At 72.9% G+C, this 15893-nt stretch carries 16 protein-coding genes and 1 pseudogene; 10 read left to right on the forward strand and 7 right to left on the reverse strand.

What is annotated here, in order from left to right:
• The first annotated feature begins 70 nt into the window (after window positions 1-70).
• Window positions 71-1282, forward strand: a complete 1212-nt coding sequence (locus tag ACFQGL_RS18860) for a DUF4032 domain-containing protein (RefSeq protein WP_377513485.1) — start codon at window positions 71-73, stop codon at window positions 1280-1282.
• A 27-nt stretch (window positions 1283-1309) separates the two neighbouring features.
• Here the strand turns inward: ACFQGL_RS18860 and nagA are convergent, their stop codons facing one another.
• The 3 genes and pseudogenes from nagA to ACFQGL_RS18875 all read right to left on the reverse strand — a co-directional run bounded on the left by nagA (window position 1310) and on the right by ACFQGL_RS18875 (window position 4495).
• Window positions 1310-2419 (reverse strand): N-acetylglucosamine-6-phosphate deacetylase, encoded by a 1110-nt coding sequence (gene nagA, locus ACFQGL_RS18865; protein ID WP_377513486.1) that lies wholly within the window; start codon window positions 2417-2419, stop codon window positions 1310-1312.
• A gap of 137 nt (window positions 2420-2556) precedes the next feature.
• Window positions 2557-3465: pseudogene (locus ACFQGL_RS18870) on the reverse strand (ROK family protein); the annotation flags it as partial.
• 100 nt (window positions 3466-3565) lie between these two features.
• Window positions 3566-4495 carry an SIS domain-containing protein gene (locus ACFQGL_RS18875; protein WP_377513487.1) on the reverse strand — a complete coding sequence of 310 codons (930 nt, stop codon included), beginning with the start codon at window positions 4493-4495 and terminating at the stop codon, window positions 3566-3568.
• A gap of 199 nt (window positions 4496-4694) precedes the next feature.
• On the opposite strand from ACFQGL_RS18875, the gene ACFQGL_RS18880 reads away from it, so the two are divergent.
• From ACFQGL_RS18880 to ACFQGL_RS18895, 4 genes are all read left to right on the forward strand, one after another.
• Window positions 4695-5480, forward strand: coding sequence for a DeoR/GlpR family DNA-binding transcription regulator (locus tag ACFQGL_RS18880; protein ID WP_088987368.1), 786 nt, complete (start codon window positions 4695-4697; stop codon window positions 5478-5480).
• Window positions 5481-5600: 120 nt separating this feature from the next.
• Window positions 5601-6611 (forward strand): ATP-binding cassette domain-containing protein, encoded by a 1011-nt coding sequence (locus tag ACFQGL_RS18885; protein WP_377513488.1) that lies wholly within the window; start codon window positions 5601-5603, stop codon window positions 6609-6611.
• On the forward strand, window positions 6608-7624 hold the full coding sequence (locus ACFQGL_RS18890) for an ABC transporter permease subunit (RefSeq protein WP_377513489.1): 1017 nt from the start codon (window positions 6608-6610) through the stop codon (window positions 7622-7624). Before ACFQGL_RS18885 ends, ACFQGL_RS18890 begins: the two co-directional genes overlap by 4 nt.
• Before the next feature lie 152 nt (window positions 7625-7776).
• Window positions 7777-8223, forward strand: a complete 447-nt coding sequence (locus tag ACFQGL_RS18895; protein ID WP_377513490.1) for a DUF3263 domain-containing protein — start codon at window positions 7777-7779, stop codon at window positions 8221-8223.
• Window positions 8224-8235: 12 nt separating this feature from the next.
• On the opposite strand, the gene ACFQGL_RS18900 is transcribed toward ACFQGL_RS18895, so the two are convergent.
• Window positions 8236-8451, reverse strand: coding sequence for a hypothetical protein (locus tag ACFQGL_RS18900; protein WP_377513491.1), 216 nt, complete (start codon window positions 8449-8451; stop codon window positions 8236-8238).
• Between the two features lie 300 nt (window positions 8452-8751).
• Between ACFQGL_RS18900 and ACFQGL_RS18905 the strand changes: the two genes are divergently transcribed.
• The 5 genes from ACFQGL_RS18905 (at window position 8752) to ACFQGL_RS18925 (ending at window position 11941) form a co-directional block, all read left to right on the forward strand.
• Window positions 8752-9411, forward strand: a complete 660-nt coding sequence (locus ACFQGL_RS18905) for a hypothetical protein (RefSeq protein WP_377513492.1) — start codon at window positions 8752-8754, stop codon at window positions 9409-9411.
• A complete protein-coding gene (locus ACFQGL_RS18910; RefSeq protein ID WP_377513493.1) occupies window positions 9408-9803 on the forward strand; it encodes a phage holin family protein in 396 nt (131 codons plus the stop codon). The genes ACFQGL_RS18905 and ACFQGL_RS18910 overlap by 4 nt, the downstream gene beginning before the upstream one ends.
• A 22-nt stretch (window positions 9804-9825) precedes the next feature.
• Entirely contained in the window at window positions 9826-10425 is a 600-nt protein-coding gene (locus tag ACFQGL_RS18915) for a DUF3618 domain-containing protein (protein ID WP_377513494.1), read from the forward strand.
• On the forward strand, window positions 10394-11290 hold the full coding sequence (locus tag ACFQGL_RS18920) for a hypothetical protein (RefSeq protein ID WP_377513495.1): 897 nt from the start codon (window positions 10394-10396) through the stop codon (window positions 11288-11290). Before ACFQGL_RS18915 ends, ACFQGL_RS18920 begins: the two co-directional genes overlap by 32 nt.
• Before the next feature lie 141 nt (window positions 11291-11431).
• The gene (locus ACFQGL_RS18925) at window positions 11432-11941 is read left to right on the forward strand and encodes a GNAT family N-acetyltransferase (protein ID WP_377513496.1); all 510 of its coding nucleotides are present in this window, start codon (window positions 11432-11434) and stop codon (window positions 11939-11941) included.
• A gap of 58 nt (window positions 11942-11999) precedes the next feature.
• On the opposite strand, the gene ACFQGL_RS18930 is transcribed toward ACFQGL_RS18925, so the two are convergent.
• From ACFQGL_RS18930 to ACFQGL_RS18940, 3 genes are all read right to left on the reverse strand, one after another.
• Window positions 12000-12932 carry an SMP-30/gluconolactonase/LRE family protein gene (locus ACFQGL_RS18930; protein WP_377513497.1) on the reverse strand — a complete coding sequence of 311 codons (933 nt, stop codon included), beginning with the start codon at window positions 12930-12932 and terminating at the stop codon, window positions 12000-12002.
• Between the two features lie 115 nt (window positions 12933-13047).
• Entirely contained in the window at window positions 13048-15294 is a 2247-nt protein-coding gene (locus ACFQGL_RS18935) for an AAA family ATPase (protein ID WP_377513498.1), read from the reverse strand.
• Between the two features lie 36 nt (window positions 15295-15330).
• The gene (locus tag ACFQGL_RS18940; RefSeq protein ID WP_377513499.1) at window positions 15331-15864 is read right to left on the reverse strand and encodes a hypothetical protein; all 534 of its coding nucleotides are present in this window, start codon (window positions 15862-15864) and stop codon (window positions 15331-15333) included.
• Window positions 15865-15893 lie beyond the last annotated feature (29 nt).

Here is a 15893-nt window from a genome sequence, read left to right on the forward strand (position 1 = left end):
GGCGTTCGGCGCTGTGTGCCCAACCACGATCAGAGGCGGATCCGGGGGGCGACCAGTCATGCTTGTGCCCGTGCGGATCACGTCTGCCCTCGTGGACCCGGCGCTGCTCGACCTGCCCTGGTCGACACCGCTGGAGGAGTGGCCTGCCCAACACCTGGTGGCGCTGCCACAGGGCATCTCCCGACACATCGTCCGTTTCGTCCGGCTCGGCGACTACGTCTACGCGTTCAAGGAGACTCGCGAGCGGATCGCCGAACGGGAGTACGACCTGCTCCGATCCCTGGAGCGGATCGACTTCCCGTCGGTCGAGGCGGTGGCGGTCGTCGCCGACCGGCAGACCGACGACGGCGAACCTCTCGAATCGGTGCTGATCACCCGGCACCTGCAGTTCTCGCTGCCGTACCGGGCGCTCTTCTCGCACACGTTGCGGCCCGAGACGATGAGCCGCCTGCTCGACGCGCTCGCCGCTCTGATCGTGCGGATGCACCTGACCGGTTTCTTCTGGGGCGACTGCTCGCTGTCCAACACGCTGTTCCGCCGGGACGCCGGGGCGTTCGCCGCCTACCTGGTGGACGCGGAGACGGGAGCGCTGCACACCACGCTCTCCAACGGTCAGCGGGGCGAGGACCTGGAGATCGCCCGGGTCAACATCTTCGGTGAGGCACTGGACCTGCAGGCGGCCGGGCTGCTGCACGAGTCCATCGACCCGGAGGTGGTCTGCGAGGAGGTCGTACAGCGCTACGAGCGGCTCTGGCACGAGATCACCTACGAGCAGGCGATCGAGCGGGAAGCACGGCACGACATCGAGGGCCGGATCCGACGCCTCAACGACCTGGGCTTCGACGTGGCCGAGGTGGCCATGTCGACCATCGACAACGGGCGCTACCTGGTCCGGCCGAAGGTGGTCGACGCCGGCTACCACACCCGTCGGCTGCTGCGTCTCACCGGCCTGGACGCCGAGGAGAACCAGGCGCGCAAGCTGCTCAACGACCTGGACGCCTACCGGGCCGAGAGCGACCTGAACGACGAGCAGCAGGCCGCGCACCGCTGGCTCACCGAGGTCTTCGAGCCGGTGGTCCGGGCCGTGCCCGCGAACCTGCGCCGCAAGCTGGAGCCGCAGGAGCTGTTCGCGCAGATCATCGAGCACAAGTGGCTGCTCTCCGAGCGGGCCGGCCGGGACGTCGGGATGGCGCCCGCCGTGCAGTCGTACCTGGCCGACGTGCTGGTGCACCGCCCCGACGAGCAGGCCGTGCTCGGCGTCGAGGTGCCCACCGGCGGCTGAACCAGCCCGCCGAACGCGGGTGGGGCGTCACTCCACCCAGGAACCGCCGCGCAGCACCCGGACCACGGTGAGTTCCTCGTCCAGCACCACCAGGTCGGCTCGCAGGCCCACCTGGAGGGCGCCGACCCGGTCACCGAGGCCAACGGCGCGAGCGGGTGTGGTGGCCACCATCCGGGTCGCGTCGGCGATCGGGATGCCGGCATTGACGGCGTGCCGAAGGGCCGCGTCCATGGTCAGGGTGCTGCCGGCGATCGCGCCGTCCCGGGCCAGTCGGGCCACCCCGTCGGTCACCGTGACGGCCTGACCACCCAGCTCGTACTCGCCGTCCGGCATCCCGGCGGCGGCCATCGCGTCGGTGATCAGCGCGGCCCGGTCGGGGCCAGCGGTCGAGGTGGCGAAGGTCAGCGTGCCGTCGTGCAGGTGCACCCCGTCGGCGACCAGTTCGCAGACCACGTTCGGGGCGTCCAGCAGGGCCACCACCGGGCCGGGCTCGCGGTGGTGCACCGGCCGCATACCGTTGAAGAGGTGGGTGCCGACACTCGCGCCGGCCGCCACGGCGGCGCGCGTCTGCTCGTACGTGGCGTCGGTGTGCCCCACCGCGGCCACCACCCGCTGGGCGGTGAGCAGCTTGATCGCCTCCAGCGCGCCATCACGCTCCGGTGCGAGGGTGACCATCCGGATCGCGCCGGCACCCAGCTCGATCAGCTCGGAGAGCTCGTCGGTCGACGGGTCGCGAAGGTACTCCGGGTTCTGCGCGCCGCAGCGCGCAGCGGAGAGGTAGGGCCCCTCGAAGTGGATGCCCGCCAGCACACCCTCGTCGACCAGCGGCGTGAACGCCTCGGTGGCCGCGCGCATCAGCGGGAAGGGTGCGCTGACCAGGCTGGCCAGCAGGGTGGTGGTGCCGTGCGCCAGGTGGAAGTCGGCCGCCGCGCGGGCCTGGTCGGCGTCCCCGGTGGTGAAGGTGTGCCCACCGCCGCCGTGCGTGTGCATGTCGACGAACCCGGGCAGGATCCAGTGCCCGTCCCGGGCCGACGGATACTCGGCCACCGCGGTGATCCGGTCGCCGTCCCACTCGACGCACCCCTGCCGGATGACACCGTTCGGGGTCACCACTCGGCCGTTCACCCGCACGGTCATCACTTCTCCTGGTGGTTCCGGACGCCTGCGGCGTCGAGGTGGTTCCGGACGCCTGCGGCGTCGAGGTCGGCGCGGACGCCCGTGGCGTCGAGGTGGTCGCGGACGCCCGCGGCGTCGAGGTCGGCGTGGACGCCCGTGGCGTCCAGGGCGAGAAGGGCGGCGCCGAGGCAGCCGGCCTCGTCGCCGAGGGCCGCCGCGACGATGCGGGGCTCCCGGTGGAAGGTCATCCGCTCGTGCACCGCCGCCCGCAGCGGGACGAGCAACCGGTCTCCGGCCTGCGCCAGGCCGCCGCCGAGCACGATCGTCGCCACGTCGAACAGGGCCTGCCCGGTGGCCAGACCGTCGGCGAGCGCCTCGACCGCCTCCTGCCAGACCTGACTGGCGAGCGGCTCGCCGGCGGCGGCCCGCTCGGCCCACTCCGGCCCCCCGCCCCGCTCGCCCACCTCGGCCGCCGTCACCGGCGGGGCGAGGCCGTCGGAGGGCCCGCCGGCCAACTCGGCGTAGCGGCGGCCGATCGCGGCGGCCGAGGCGATCGTCTCCAGGCAGCCGGGTCGGCCGCAGCCGCAGCGCGGACCACCGGGTCGGACCAGGATGTGGCCGATCTCCCCGGCCGCGCCGTGCGCGCCGACGGTGGCCGTGCCGTCGACCACGTGCGCGGCGGCGATGCCGGTGCCGATCGCGACGAAGAGCACGTGCCCGGTGCCACGCCCGGCGCCGAGCCGGGCCTCGGCGAGGCCGCCGACCCGCACGTCGTGGCCGAGCGCCGTGGGCAGGCCGAGCCGTGTCACCGCCAGGTCCCGCAGCGGTACGTCCCGGAAGCCCACGTTCGCGGACCAGACCGCGACCCCGCGGGCCTCGTCCACCACGCCGGGTACGGCGATGCCGAGCGCGATCGGGGTGAGGCCGTCCGCGCGGGCCTTGCCGGCCAGCCCTTCGGCGACGTCCAGGATGGTGCCGACCACGGCGGCCGGGCCGCGTGCGGCGTCGGTGGGGTGCCGCTCGGTGCGTACCGCGACACCATCCGGTCGAACCAGGGCGCACTTCATGCCGGTGCCGCCAACATCCAGCGCGACGACGACCCGCTCGGCGTCCACGGCGTCGCCGTCGCTCACGCCGGCACGCCGCTTCGCCTGATGGCTCGCTCGCTCACGCCAGCACCACCGACCGGGTCAGGTGCCGGGGCGCGTCCGGATCGAGGCCCCGGCTGGTCGCCAGCGCGACCGCGAAGCGCTGGGCCAGGATCAGGTCCGCCATCGGGTCGACCGGGGTACGGCCGGCGGACCAGCTGCCCAGCACGGTCCGCCAGCCGTGCGTGCGGCTGTGTACGAAGGCCGCTCCGGTAGCGGCGACGTCCTCGGGCAGCCCCTCGGGCAGTTCGCCGAAGGCCCAGACCAGGCGGCCGGGCGCGGCGACCGAGATGGGACCGTGCCGGTAGTCCATCGCCGAGTGCGCCTCGGCCCAGAAGGTGGCCGCCTCGCGGCACTTCAGGGCGGCCTCCTGGGCCAGCCCGACCGTCCACCCCCGACCGAGGAAGGTGACCTGCTCGATGGTGGCCGGGTCGATCGGCAGCGGGGCGCGTACCGCCACCTCGGCGTCGGCGGCCAGCGCGGTCACCGGGTCGCCGAGGTGGGCCCGGAGCAGGGCGAGTGCGGTGGTCGCGAAGCGGGTCTGCACGACCGACCGCTCGTCGGCGAAGGGCATCGTCACCGCGGCGTCGGCCAGGTCGACCGCCGGAGACACCGGATCGCCGACGATGACGGTGCTGGGCACCCGTCCACGCAGCGCGGCGAGCAGCTCGATCACCTCGGTGGTGGTGCCGGAGCGGGTGATGGCGATCAGCCGGTCGTAGCGGCGGCCGAGGGGAAACTCGGACGCCTGGAACGCGTCGGTCTCGCCCTGCCCGGCCTGCTCGCGGCGTGCCGCGTACGCCATCGCCATGAACCACGACGTGCCGCAACCGACGACGGCGACCCGCTCGCCGGGGCGCGGTAGGTCCCCGCGTACGACGTCGGCCAACTCGGCGGCTTCCCGCCAACAGTCGGGCTGGCTCGCGATCTCCGCGTCCACGTACGCCATGGCAACTCCTCGCAGGGCCGACCGATGCGCAATACGGCTCGTTACACCCGTATTTCGCGCGTCATTCTGCGCGAACTCGGGTGGCCGTGGCAACCGGCTGGCCGATCGCGCAGGCCAGCCTTTTGCGCCAGCCTAGTTTCGCGCACTAGTGTGCACGCAATCAATCACCGTCCGTGCAGTCATTGGGAGGGCCCCCGCGGTGGACCGGTACGCCAGATGGAACGCCCTGCTCGAAATGCTGACCGACAACGGCCGGGTCAGCGTCGAGGCGGCCGCCGAGCGGCTGGACGTCTCCCAGGCCACCATCCGCCGGGACTTCGACCAGCTCGCCCAGCAGCAGATGATCACCAGGACCCGGGGCGGCGCGGTGGCCAACGGGGTCTCCTACGACCTCCCGCTGCGCTACAAGACCGCCAAGCACTCGGCGGAGAAGCAGCGGATCGGCGCTGCCGCCGCGGCGCTCGTCACGCCCGGCACGGTGGTCGGCCTCAACGGTGGCACCACCAGCACCGAGGTGGCCCGGGCTCTCGCCGTCCGTCCGGACCTGAACACCAGCGCCGAGGGCGCCCAGCTCACCGTGGTGACCAACGCGCTGAACATCGCCAACGAGTTGCTGGTCCGGTCCCGGATGAAGGTCGTGGTGGCCGGCGGGGTGGTGCGCCCGAAGTCGTTCGAGCTGGTCGGCCCGCTGGGCGGGGCACTGCTGCGTGAGGTCACGCTGGACGTCGCGCTGCTCGGCGTGGACGCGATCGACCCGCAGCTCGGCGCCGCAGCCCATCACGAGGGTGAGGCGGCGATGAACAACCTGATGGTGGCCCGCGCCAAGCGGGTCGTGATCATCGCGGATTCGTCCAAGTTGGGCGGCCACGCCTTCGCCCGGATCTGCCCGGTCGAGCGGGTCGAGACGCTGGTGACCGATTCCGGTGCGGCACCCGAGGTGGTGGAGGCGTTCCGGGCCGCCGGCGTACAGGTCGTCTGCGCCTGACCGATCACTCTCCGCCGATAATTCACCCCGATCGGCGCGTCAATGCATACCCGGTATTGCGAGCGGCTGCATACCAAGTATGGTGACCGCTGACACGCCCATCATCGGGGGAGGTGCAGCTTGCCAGCTGTCCTGGAGATCGAAGGTCTACGTAAGACGTACAAGAGTCGTCGACGCGGCACCCGCAACGCGCTCGACGGCTTCGACATGAAGGTGGACGCGGGGCAGGTGCACGGCTTCCTGGGCCCCAACGGGTCCGGCAAGACGACCACGCTGCGCACACTTCTCGGCCTCATCCGGCCCGACGGCGGCCGGATGGCGCTGCTCGGCCACGAGGTGCCCGACGCGCTGCCCACCGTCGCCGGTCAGGTCGGCGCGATCGTGGAGAGCCCGCAGTTCTTCCCGCACTTCACCGCACGGGACACGCTGTCCCTGCTGGCCGGCGCCGGCGACGTGCCGGCCGTCCGGGTCGACGAGGTGCTGGAGCTGGTCGGCCTACGGGACCGGGCCGGTGAGCGGGTCAAGACATACTCGCTGGGCATGAAGCAACGGCTCGCCGTCGCGTCCGCCCTGCTCAAGAACCCGAAGCTGCTCATCCTCGACGAGCCGGCCAACGGCCTCGACCCGGGCGGCATCCGCGAGATGCGCACGCTGATGCGGACCCTCGCCGAATCCGGGATGACCGTGGTGCTGTCCAGCCACATCCTCGGCGAGATCCAGCTGATCTGTGACTCGGTCACCATCATCTCGCTGGGCCGGCGGGTCGCCTTCGGCCCGGTCGACGAGGTGCTCGCCCAGCACTCGTCCAGCGCGGTGCGGGTCCGGCTGGAGGCGGTCACCGACCTGCCGGCGGCCACCGAGGCGCTCACCCGGGCCGGGATCAAGGTCACCGGTGCGCCGGACCACCTCATGCTGGCCGGCGTCGACAAGCCCGCCGCGGTGACCCGCCTGCTCGCCGAGCAGGGTCTCTACGTCAGCGAGCTGGCCCCGATCGCCGTCGACCTGGAGAGCGTCTTCCTTGAACTGACCGCCACCGCGCCGGTACCCGGCCAGCACCGGCAGGTCGATGAGTCCACGATGGTCGGTGGCACGGGCCAGCCCGGTGCCGCCGCGGGAGGGTGGGGCGCGTGAGCCTCTACCGTACGGAGCTGCGCCGGCTGGCCAAGAGGCGCTTCTCCCGCTACATGTCACTGCTCGGTCTGCTGGTGCTGGCCGCGGTGGTGATCGGGGTCTTCTTCACCAATCAGAAGATCGACTCCACCCAGTACGCCCTGGCCGAGCGCAAGGCCGACCAACAGTACGAGCAGCAGGTCACCTGGAGCGCGCAGGAGCGGGCCAACTGCGAGCAGGCCAAGACGGCCGGCACGCCGAACGACGGCCGTTACCCGGACGACTGCTCGATGATCACGGCGCCGCCCAGGGAGTCGATCGAGGCACGCTGGTTCCTGCCCTCCACGTTCGACTTCCGCGAGACGTTCGACGAGACGCTCGTCCCGTTCGCGGCGATCCTCGCGCTGGTCGGGTTCGTGGTGGGAGCGTCGTTCGTCGGTGCCGAATGGAGCACCGGCGGCATGATGAACCTGCTGCTCTGGCGACCGAAACGGCTCACCGTCCTGCTCACCAAGCTGGCCGCGCTGCTCACCGGCACGCTGGCGGTGACGCTGCCCGCCGCGGTGCTCTGGTTCGCCGGGTTCTGGGCGGTCGCCAACCTCCGGGGCAGCACCGCGAAGATGACGTCCGGTGTCTGGCAGTCGTTCGCCCTCACCGGGTTGCGCGGTGTGGTGCTGGTGCTGGTCATCACCACCATCGGCTTCGCACTGGCCTCGCTGGGCCGGCACACCGCGATGGCCCTCGGCGGCGTGGTGGCGGTGATGGTCGTCGGCCAGTTCGGCCTGGGCATCCTGCTGTCGATGGCGAGCGTGCGGTTCGCCGAGGCGTGGCTGCTGCCCACGTACGCCCTGGCCTGGATGACCAAGAAGGTCACCCTGCAGGACTGGAATTCCTGCAACGCGACCTACTACGGCGAGTGCAAGCCGGCGACACTGGACATCACCTGGCAGCAGTCGTCGGTGCTGTTCTCCGTCGGGGTGGTGGTGATCGTCGGAGCGGCGCTCTGGGCGATGCGTCGGCGCGACATCTCCTGACCGACTCGACGCGATGCGGCCGGCCCGGCCGTCGGGTTCTCCCGGCGGCGCGGGGCCGGCCGCGTCGGCTGCTGCAACCCGGGTCGACCCTGGCTAGGCTGGGGTTCCCCGGTTGGCGTCGCCGGCCGGTCGCCCGCCCTGCGAGGAGCGCCATGCCCGCCGACGCCACCCCGGCCGCCCCCGAGCCGTCCACCGACGCTCGCCCGGCCGAAGGCGTGGCTCACGCCGGGCCGACCGTTCCGTCGCCCCGGCCGGCGCCGGCCGTCGAGGCCGCCGACGCGCCCGCACCAACGCTCGACGCCGACGAAGAGCCCGACACCGACGGTACGACGGCCGCCGCCGCGCCGCGGCCGAGCGTCGGGACCGCGCCCGGGCTGACCGAGCGGGAACGAGCCGTCCTCGCCTTCGAGCAGCAGTGGTGGCGGCATGCCGGGGCCAAGGAACAGGCCGTCCGGGACACCTTCGGGATCTCCTCGACCCGGTACTACCAACTGCTCAACGGACTGCTCGACAACCCGGCAGCGCTCGTCGCCGACCCCGTGCTGATCGGCCGGCTCCGCCGGCTGCGATCGTCGCGCGCCCGCAACCGCCGCCGCTGACCGCTGCCGGCGTCATCTCTTCTCGTACCCCTGAAGCCCGTTACCGATGGCGAAGAACGTCGGAGCCCACTCGCCAATGAAGATGCCCCACCGATCGGCCCTGGCCACGCCTGCCTTCTCCAGATGCCTGGAGAGAAACCAACTCGTGAACGACAGCCCGATGCTGACGAAGCCGGCCATGTACATGTGATCTGCCTTGAGCCCTGACTCGTGCAACCGCTTCAACATGCCGCGATCCCCCTGTCGCTATGGGCGGTTTCGTCCCCCGTACCCGAGGTCTGCTGCGCGGTCCGCCGGGACCGACTTGGTCTCCGCCCGGCCGCCCGGGAACTCCGGAGTCAACCGCTGCTGACGCTACCGTCCGGGTCGGCTCCGGGTCGGCTAGTTGACGCCATCGGTGCTGGTCCGGGCCGTTGTGCCGGGGTCAACCGCGCAGGTCGAAACGCCGCATGTCAACCGGCCCGGCGGGTAGGCGGGAGACGTTCCGGGGTCGCGTGCGCGACCGAGGACCCAGGAGGGGAGCGGAGCATGACGGCAACGAATCAGAGCCGGCCACCGGCCGGCGGCGGGCAGCAGGCCCGTCAGGAGGTCTCCCAGGTCGGTCAGCAGGCCGCGCAGGCCGGTGGCCAGGTCGCACACGCCGCGGCCGAGCAGGGCGGCCAGGTGGCCGCCGAGGCGCGGCGACAGGCCCGGGAGTTGACCGGTCAGGCAGGCGGACAACTTCGGGACCAGGCGCAGGCGCAGCAGCGGCGGGCCGCCGAAGGGCTGCGGGACCTCGGCCGGGAACTCGGCACGATGGCGGAACGGGATGGTGACTCCGGGCTGGCCGGTCAGGCGGTACGCCGGGCGGCCGACGCCGCCCAGCAGGCTGCGGGCTGGCTCGACGCGCGGGAACCCGGCGAGGTGCTCGACGACGTCCGCACGTACGCACGGCGCCACCCCGGGACCTTCCTGGCCGGCGCGGCGGTGGCCGGACTGCTGGTCGGCCGGCTCACCCGAGGCCTGACCGCTTCCGGCTCCGACGGCAGTGCGGGCGGCGGCAGTGCGGGCGGCAGTGCGGGCGGCGGCAGTGCGGGCGGTAGTGCGGGTGCGGCGGCCGAGCAGCCGTACACCGGGACGGCACGGGCGCAGAACGTCTCACCGGCCGGTCGAACCGAGCCGGACGTGCCCGGCAGGGTGGGCCCGTGAGCGCCCCGGAGAAGGAGCGGACCCAGGCCTCGGTCGGCGAGTTGCTGGGCGATGTCACCCGCGACCTCTCCACCCTGGTGCGCAAGGAGGTCGAGCTGGCCAAGGCCGAGGTTCGCGAGGAGGTGAGCCAGGTTGGCAAGGCCGGCGGCATGTTCGGCGCTGCCGGTCTGGCCGGGTTCCTGGCCGTGCTGTTCGTGTCGTACGCCGTGTGGTGGGGCCTGTCCAACGCGATGGACCAGGGCTGGGCGGCGCTGATCGTCGCGGTCCTCTGGGCCGCCGCGGCCGCAGGCCTCTTCCTCAATGCCCGGACCCAGATGCAGCGGGCACGTGCGGTGCTGCCGCGCACGAAACAGACGGCCCGGGACATCCCAGATGCCCTGCGAGGCCGGTGAACGAGTCGGGAGGGAGCAGGTCATGTCCAGTGATCCGGATCGGATCCGGCGGGAGATCGAGACCACCCGCGACGAGTTGAGTAGCAACGTCGACGAACTGACCGACCGGGTCAACCCGCGTCGGATCGCCAGCGACCGTGCCGTGCAGGCTCGCGGCGCGTTCGATCGAGCGAAGGAGAAGGTGATGGGCAGGTCGAGCCAATTGGGGCAGGGCACCCAGCAGAGGATGTCGCACGCGGCCGGTTCGGTACGTGACGAGACCCGGTCACTCGGGCAGCAGTCCCGGGAGCAGGCCCAGGGCAATCCGCTGGCAGCCGGCCTGGTCGCCTTTGGTGTCGGGCTGCTGGCTGCCTCGCTGGTCCCGCCGAGCGGGCGCGAGCGGCAACTCGCCGGCCGGGCCCGGACCATGGTGAGCGAGCACTCCGATGAGCTGCGCGCGCAGGCGAGTCAGGCCGGTAACCAGGTCCGGGACAACCTGCGGGAACCCGCGCAGCAGGCGGCGCAGTCGGTCCGGTCGAGCGCCACCCAGGGCGTGTCCGCGGTCCGGGAGCAGGGCCGGTCGGCGGCCGGTCAGGTCCAGGGACAGGCACATGCGGCAGCCGACGACCTCCGGCAGCGGTGATCCGGTCGGCACGACGGGGCCGGCGCCGGTGATGCGGGTGAGTTCCGCGTATGCGCCGGCCCCGGGCCGGCCGGTCAACGAGGACCTGGTCTTCCGGTTCGGCCCGCTGGTCGGCGTCCTGGACGGCGCCACGGTGCCGGAGGGCTTCGACACCGGCTGTGTGCACGGACCCGAGTGGTACGTGCGGCACCTGGCAGCCCGGCTCGGGGTTGCCGAGGCGGCACGCCCGGCGGCCAGGCTGACCAGCAACCTGGCCGCAGCCATCCTCGCCGTCCGGGCCGACCACGGCGGGCAGTGCGACCTGGACCACCCCGGCACCCCGTCCAGCACCGTCTGCCTGCTGCGGGACTGCGGCGATCAGGTGGACTACCTGGTGCTCTGCGACAGCCCTCTGGTGCTGGACGTCGGCGGCCAGGTCAGTGTGGTCACCGACGACCGGTTGGACGTGGCGATGGCCGAGCTGCGTCAGACGGTCGCCACGGTGCCGGCCGGCCCGGCGGACCGGCTCACCCGTTTCCGGCACGCGGTGGGCGTACAGCGGGAGCGGATGAACCGGACCCACGGCTACTGGGTGGCGGCGGCCGACCCGGACGCGGCCTTCCATGCGGTGACCGGGACGCTGCCCCGGAGCGGTCCGACCGCGCTGCGCCGGGCGGCGCTGCTCAGCGACGGCGCGTCCAGCGCGGTCGAGCAGTTCGGGCTGACCGACTGGGCCGGGCTGCTGGACCTGCTGAGCGCGGCCGGGCCGACCGCGCTGCTCGACCACGTCCGGAACGCCGAGCGCGACCACCCCGACCGGCTACGCCGACACAAGCCAACCGACGACGCCTCGGTGGTGTTCTGCGAGTTCGCGCCGACGGCCTGAGCACTCGTCGACCCGACCGGGTGACAACGGAGCGTGATGAGGAACACTCGGGCCGCCCGACCGGGCGGTACCGGTGGCCGGACCGCCAGTGGATGCCGAACGGGGTGGACTTCGGCCGATGGGGCCGGCAGACTGCGGCACGTGGCGGGTGCGGTCCGGCTGGAGCCGGTGGACGAGAGGAACCTGGAGCCGTTGCTCTCCGTAGCGGCTGCCGAGGCGGAGCCGGGTGACGTGATGCCTCCGGTCGAGGCACCCGCCGGCTGGTCGCTCGCCCGCCGGGAGGCGTTCCGGGAGTTCCATCGGGCCAGCTTCAAAGGTCTGGACGGCCCGACCCGCTCGCAGATGTACGCGATCCTCGTCGGTGGCGAGGTCGTCGGCATGGTCCGGATGACGCGCTGTGACGAGCCCGGCACGGTGGAGACCGGAATGTGGCTCGGCCGCTCGGCACGCGGCCAGGGGGTCGGCGCGGCCGCCCTGCGGGAGCTGCTGAACGCAGCTGCCCGGGTGGGGATGCGGGCCGTGGTGGCCGAGACGACCCGGGACAACATCGGTGCGGTCACCGTGCTGGAGAAGTGCGGTGCGAAGCTGCGCGAGGACGGCGGCAAGGTGTACGCCGAGATCTGCCTCGATTCGACGCCCCCGGCCCTCTGAGGCGGTTGGCCGAGTCGGCCGGCGGCGACCCGGTGGGGATCGCCACCGACCGTCGGGATCAGGCCGGAACCCGGACGATGTCGTAGTCGACGTCCGGGCCGGGCTCCACGTCGAACCGGCCGTTCACCACGTACAGCGCCGAGCCGAGCAGGTCACCGGTCGCGGGCACCCGCAGCTGCGGGCCGGTGATCTCCCGCTGGACGACCCCCGCGGTGTACGAGGCGTTCAGTCGGACCACCGCGATGACGCTGGTCAGGTTGCGGATCACGTAGAGGGTTCGCCCGCGCAGCACCAGCCCGTCGGCCCGCTCCACGGAGTAGCCACCGAGGTCCACGAGCCGGCTGCCGCCGGTACGCGGGTCGATGCGTACCAGCCGGCCGGGCAGCATCTGCGCGACCAGCAGATCACCGTCCGGCAGCGCCACGATCCCGTTGTGGTACGCGTCCGGCGTCGCGGCCGGTCCGGTGAGCGGCAGTACCCGGAAGCTGGTGGCGGACGGCAGTCGGCCACCCGGGCCGAGCGGCACCACGTACAGCACCTGCAGCGCGGAGTCGGTGAAGTAGACCGCTCGCTTGGTGATCACCAGGTCGTTGACGAAGCTGCCCGGCTCGGCGGTGAACTGGTAGTGGGCGAGTTGGGCGCCGGTGCCGGCGTCGTACACGCTGGCACCGCCGCCGGAGAAGTCGGCGGTCCACAGCCGGCCCTGCTCGTCGACCTTGAGGCCGGCCTTGTCCTTGCCCGGCACGCCCGGGATCAGCACCGAGCCGCGCCCGGTCCGTAAGTCACCACGCCACACCGCACCGTCCAATTTGGACCCAACGAACACGGTGGTGCCCCGGCCGATGGTCAGCCCCTCCGGGGTGAACCCGTCGGGCAGGGCGATCCGGGCCGGAAACGGCGCCGTCCGATGGGCCGCGGCCGGCGACCCGATCGTGCTGATGGTGGCCGCCGCCACCAGGGGTACGAAGAGAAGAGAGAGCAGCTTGCGCAAGGAACACCGCCTGACGTCTTCGTGGATCTCTCCACTGAGGAATCTGACGTCGTAGGAACCTCCTGGGCCGGCGGAATGGTTGGCGGCTCAGCCGAGACTGACGATCACCATTCGGTCACGACCGGTCAGCGGCGTACCCGGCCAGCCAGGCGACCTGGGCCGGATCCAGCGACGGACGAACCCGGGCCCGCGCCGTGGCGACGTGCGCTGCGGTGATCGTGGCGGCGGTCAGCGACTCACGCATCGCGGCCAGCGCCGCCTCCCGGACCAGCGCCGCGCAGTCCGCCGCGGAGAAGCCGGTCAGCTCCCCGCCGAGCGCGGCCAGGTCGACGTCCGGAGCCAACGGCACCTGCCGGGACGCGGCCCGCAGGATCTCCGACCGTCCGGCACCGTCCGGCGGCGGCACGTAGACCAGCCGTTCCAGCCGACCCGGCCGCAACAGCGCCGGATCGACCAGGTCGGGGCGGTTGGTCGCGCCGACCACCACCACGTTGCGCAGCGCCTCCACGCCGTCCAACTCGGTGAGCACCGCCGCGACCACCCGATCGGTGGTGCCCCCGTCGGTGGCCTGGCCGCGGACCGGAGCCAGCGCGTCCACCTCGTCCAGGAAGATCAGGGTCGGAGCCGCCTCCCGGGCCCGGCGGAACAGCTCACGGACCGCCCGTTCGCTCTCGCCCACCCACTTGGAGAGCAGCTCAGCGCCCTTCACCGAGAGCACGTTCGCCCTGCCCGAGCCGGCGAGCGCGGTGACCAGGTAGGTCTTGCCGCAGCCCGGCGGCCCATAGAGCAGCACGCCGCGCGGCGGCTGCACACCGAGCCGGGCGAAGGTGTCCGGGTAGGTCAGCGGCCACAACACCGACTCGGTCAACGTCTGTTTGACCTCGACCAGGTCACCCACGTCATCCATGGTCACCGAGGCCAGCTCCAGGGTGGACGCGGCCATCGTGGTCGGCCGGACCACCTCCAGGGCGGCGGTGAAGTCGGCCATCGACACGGTCGGTGTCTCGGCCGACTTCTGCCGCAGGGCCGCGCGTACCCCGGCCTCGCGCACCAGCGCCGCCAGGTCCGCCGCGACGAACCCGGGCGTACGCCCGGCGACCTCGTCCAGTCGGACGTCGTCGGCCAGCGGCACCTGCCGGGTCAGCACGGTGAGCTGTTCGCGGCGCAGTGCCGGGTCGGGCAGCGGGATGCTGATCCGCAGCGACAGCAGGTCCGGCGCGCGCAGTGCCGGGTCCACCGCTTCCGGTCGGCCGGTGGTGCAGACCACGGCGGCGCCGGCGCGGACGGTTTCGGCGAGCACCTGGCGGAACACCGTCGCCACCGGGCCGGGCTCGTCCGCCGGGGCGAGCGCCTCCACGTCGGTGACCAGCAGCACCGCCGGCCCATCGGCGCGTACCGCCGTCGACACCGCGCGCAGCCGCTCGGCGGCGGCCTGGTTGGCGAGCGCGGCCACCTCGGGTGCCCAGAGCGGGTGGACGCGGGCACCAACCCGGGCTGCGACGGCCCGGACCAGCGCCGACTTCCCGGAGCCGGCCGGCCCGCCGAGCAGTACCCCGAGCGAGATGGTGGTGCCGAGCCGGCCCAGCACCTCCCGGTGGTGAAAGCCGAGGTCGAGCAGTTCGGTCAGCTCCTCGGCCTGGGCCCGTAGTCCGGGCAGCTCGTCCACGTCGGGAGCGTCGGAAGCGGTAGAAGCATCGGGACTGGCGGGAGTGGCCTCGGCCGGCTCGGTGGTCGTGTCGGAGCGGCCCGGTCGAGCCGCGGCCGGGCCGGGGGCGGCACCGTGGGTCGCCGGACCGTGCTCCCAACCGACCAGCGTGTCCATGGTGACCAGCGCACCGGCGGCCGGCTCGACCGTGACCACGCTGAGCAGGGTGCTGGTCCAGGCGAACCCGACCGTGTTGGCGAGACTACGGCGGGCCGCCTCGACCAGGCTGCGCACCGAGGCGTCCGGCAGCACATCCTGCGGCAACAGCGACACGTCATCCCCGGCGGTCACCACCTTGCCCAACAGGGCGAGCCGGAGCATCTCCGGACTGACCGCCGCGACCACCGCCACCGGCCCGGCCAGGGCGACCCGACCCGCCGGAACCAGCGCCGCCGGGGTCACCCGTACCTGACCGCCATCGCGGAGGCCGAGGTTGCCCAGCGTGAGGTCGTCGGCGTACAGCAGGGCGCTGCTCGCGTCCGGCCCGGCCGCCGCCACGATCCCGGCCGTCTCGCGCCGACCGGCGAGCCGGACCGGGTCGCCGGGGCGCAGCCCGAGCGCGGTCAGCGCCTCCGGGTGCAGCCGCACGATGCCCCGTCGGGCGTCCAGCGCGGCCGGCCGCAAGCTCGCGGTCAGGGTCAGATCGGGTTGCGCCACCGCCCGACCGTAGCCGTCAGCCGCCAGCGCCGCCGGTCAGCGCCGCGGATCCAACTCGTTCAACAGTGACGGGTCCCGCCGGATCAGCTCGGCGAGGCGGGCCGCCGGATCCGGGGTCAACCCGCCCGGTCCGGGTACCCAGGCCGGCACCGTCCGGCCGGACAGCGGCCACGACGGCGGGGGCGCCACCGGTGCCGGTGGCGGCTCCGGACCGATCCTGACGTCGGTGCCGTCCCAGAAGATCCGCAGCGGGTACGTCCGCCCGTCATACTCGGCGCGGACCGTCACCGCCAGCTCAGGATGGGCGCTGACGACCTCGCGGACCGCCTCGGCCACCGCCTCGACCGGCCCCCACCCGGCCATCTCGCCGGGTGTTTCCCGTCCCGCGTGCCGGGGGTCGTGCCGGGCCGGCCCGACGTTGCGGGTGTCGGTGCGGCCGGTACCGGGGCGGGCTGTCTGATCGGCCGGAGCCGGTAATGGTGCGGTGTCGTCGCGGTCGGTGGTCCGCCGGCGTCGCGCCTCCTCGCGCCGCGCCAGCCGGGCCAGCGTCTCGTCCAGGTCGCCCCTCATCGGATCACCCCTTCCCGCCACTGGCCGGA

It is taken from the genome of Micromonospora vulcania (assembly GCF_042658605.1).
Taxonomy (GTDB): domain Bacteria; phylum Actinomycetota; class Actinomycetes; order Mycobacteriales; family Micromonosporaceae; genus Micromonospora; species Micromonospora vulcania.